The organism is Mycobacterium sp. E136 (assembly GCF_001666865.1).
Lineage (GTDB): Bacteria > Actinomycetota > Actinomycetes > Mycobacteriales > Mycobacteriaceae > Mycobacterium.
The window spans coordinates 1-2751 of sequence record NZ_LZJE01000130.1; the positions used below are offsets into that span (position 1 = coordinate 1).

4 protein-coding genes are annotated in these 2751 nt (G+C 71.1%); 2 read left to right on the forward strand and 2 right to left on the reverse strand.

From position 1 onward, the window contains the following. On the reverse strand, positions 1–389 hold a 389-nt coding region (locus A5698_RS08855; RefSeq protein ID WP_156670667.1), incomplete at its 3' end, for a flavin-containing monooxygenase. 105 nt (positions 390–494) lie between these two features. Beyond that, positions 495–1442 carry an alpha/beta hydrolase gene (locus A5698_RS08860; RefSeq protein WP_068295611.1) on the reverse strand — a complete coding sequence of 316 codons (948 nt, stop codon included), beginning with the start codon at positions 1440–1442 and terminating at the stop codon, positions 495–497. Between A5698_RS08860 and A5698_RS08865 the strand changes: the two genes are divergently transcribed. Together A5698_RS08865 and A5698_RS08870 are read left to right on the forward strand one after the other, a co-directional pair. Then, on the forward strand, positions 1441–2163 hold the full coding sequence (locus A5698_RS08865; protein WP_068295613.1) for a lysoplasmalogenase: 723 nt from the start codon (positions 1441–1443) through the stop codon (positions 2161–2163). The two genes, A5698_RS08860 and A5698_RS08865, sit on opposite strands and share 2 nt — an antisense overlap. 77 nt (positions 2164–2240) lie before the next feature. Continuing rightward, on the forward strand, positions 2241–2751 hold a 511-nt coding region (locus A5698_RS08870; RefSeq protein ID WP_502688895.1), incomplete at its 3' end, for a primosomal protein N' family DNA-binding protein.

Consider the following 2751-nt stretch of genomic DNA (forward strand, 5'->3'; position numbering starts at 1 on the left):
CGCGCGGTGACGACCTCACCGGAGTCGAGTTCGATCCGCCACAGGCTCTCGTCGTCGTCGAACACAGCGCCGAGCACTTTGGTGTTGAAGCGGATCTTGGGACGCAGGCCGTACTTGTCGACGCAGTGCTCGGCGTATGCGCGCAACTCGTGTCCCGGCGCGTACGTGCGGGTCCACTCCGGGCTCTGCTCGAAGGAGAACTGATAGGAGAACGACGGAATGTCAACGGCGATACCGGGATACGTGTTCCAGTACCAGGTGCCGCCGGGACCTTCTCCGGCCTCGACGATCAGGTAGTCACCGAGACCGGCCTTGTCGAGGTTGATCCCGGCGCCGATACCGGAGAAGCCGGCGCCGACGATGAGGGTGTCGTGATCGGGCACTGTCATAGGGCCTCCCGTGTTCTCACGTCCCGATCACGGTACCCCCGTTGGTCAGCCGTCACCACGAAACGGTCTGCCGCGGCCGGGTCCTGAGCGCGGCTGTCGTTGTGTTCACACAGCGTGTAAGGCGGTGCGCAGCGCCCGCAATCCCCGTTCGGCGGCCTCGGTCGCTGCGGGCACCACGCCCGCATAGCCGAGGTAGCCGTGGACGAGCGTCGCGGCGTTGTGCAATTCGACGGGAACGCCCGCGTCCGACAGCAACTCGGCGTACCTGGCGCCGTCGTCGCGCAACGGGTCGTGCCCCGCGACGGCAATGTAGGCCGGCGGCAGGCCGCTCAGATCCTTCGCACGCGCGGGCGCTAGCGTCGCTGGCATGTTCGACAGGTCCATGTCGCCGACGTACCACCGCGAAACCCCGCCTATCGCTGCGAGATTCAGGATCGGCGCGTCGGCGTTCTCCTCGAACGAGGGCAACGTGGTGTCCCACGTCGTCGCCGGATACCACAGCAGCTGAAAGCGGATCGCGGGCCCGCTTTCGCGCGCCAACTGCGCCACCACCGCGGCGAGGTTCCCGCCCGCCGAATCGCCGGCCACCGCAAGCCGCGACGCGTCGACCCCCAACTCGTCGGCGTGCTCGGCCACCCACTGCGTCACCGCCCACACGTCGTCGACGGCGGCGGGATAGGGGTGCTCGGGCGCGAGTCGGTAGTCAACCGAGACCACAACGGCATCGGCGTCGGCCGCGTGCCGTCGGGCCGTCCCGTCGTAGCTGTCGAGGTCACCGACCGACCAGCCCCCGCCGTGGAAGAACAGCACGACCGGCGGCGGCGCCTCGGTTTCGGTCGGCGGTCGGTACACCCGCACCGGGATCGGGCCGCCGGGCCCGTCCACCGCGCGGTCCTCGGCGCGCACCTCGGGCAGGATCTCGACCTGGGGCAGCGCGTTGAACCGCTCCCGCGCGGCCTGCGGACCGCCGTCGGTTGTCAACTGAAACGGGACCGCCTCCAGTACCTTCAGCAGAATGGCGTCGACAGCCGGCTTCTCTTCAGCGACAGACATGGAGACACCGTACGTTCACCCGCGCACCAGGATTCTGTGGGTGGCCGCGGCCGTCGTCGCGGCCTGCTACGGAGTGTTTCTGATCGTCACCGCGGTGCATGTTCCCGCCGGTGCCGAGCTCACCGGCCAGTTCAGCTTGCAGCCCGCGGTCAAGGCCGCCGCGGCGGTGCTGTTGGCCGTGGCCGCGCTGACGCATCCGGTCGCCCGCGAACGACGCTGGCTGGTGGCCGCGCTGCTGTTCTCGGCCGCGGGTGATTTCCTGCTGGCGCTGCCGTGGTGGGAGCCGTCCTTTGTGCTGGGGCTGGGCGCCTTCCTCGTCGCGCACCTGTGCTTCCTGGCCGCGCTGTGGCCACTGGTCACCCGCTCGGCGCCGCGCCTGGCCGCGGCCGCGCTCACGGTCGCGGCCTGCGTGGCGCTGCTGGTGTGGTTCTGGCCGCGACTCGTCGCCGAGGGCATGGCCGCCCCGGTCACGCTGTACATCACCGTGCTGGGCGCGATGGTGTGCGCGGCCCTGATGGCCCGGCTGCCCACGCCGTGGACGGCGTTGGGCGCGGTGTGCTTCGCGGTGTCGGACGCGATGATCGGGATCGGCAAGTTCGTGCTCGGCTCCGAGGCCCTCGCGGTGCCGATCTGGTGGGTGTACGCCGCCTCGCTGCTGCTCATCACCGCCGGTTTCTTCTTCGGCAGGGCGTCGGTGTCGTCTGCTACCACGTCTGCGTGACGGCACCCGACGGCCCGGCCCGCCCGGGCGCCAGCCGACAGCCCGCCGAGCACGAACCGGTTGCGCGGGTACTTCCCATGCTGACGGTGCCGCACCTGGACCGCGAATTCGACTACCTGGTCTCGGCCGAGCAGTCCGACGACGCCCAGCCCGGCGTCCGTGTGCGGGTGCGGTTCCACGGACGGCTGGTCGACGCGTTCGTTCTGGAACGGCGGTCCGACACCGACCACGTCGGCAAGCTCGGCTGGCTCGATCGCGTGGTCTCACCCGAACCGGTGCTGACGCCCGACATCCGCCGGCTGGCCGACGCCGTCGCGGCCCGCTACGCCGGCACACGCGCCGACGTGCTGCGGCTGGCCGTCCCGCCGCGTCACGCGCGCGTCGAGAAGCAGGACCCGCCGCAGCCGACGGCGGCCGAGCCCCGCCCGGTCGACACCGCGGCCTGGAGCTCCTACGGCCGCGGGGAGCAGTTCGTCGCGGCGCTGACCGGCGGACGCGCCGCCCGCGCGGTGTGGCAGGCGCTGCCCGGGGAGGCCTGGACCGATCGGCTGGCCGAAGCCGCGGCGGTGATGGTGAACGCGGGCCGGG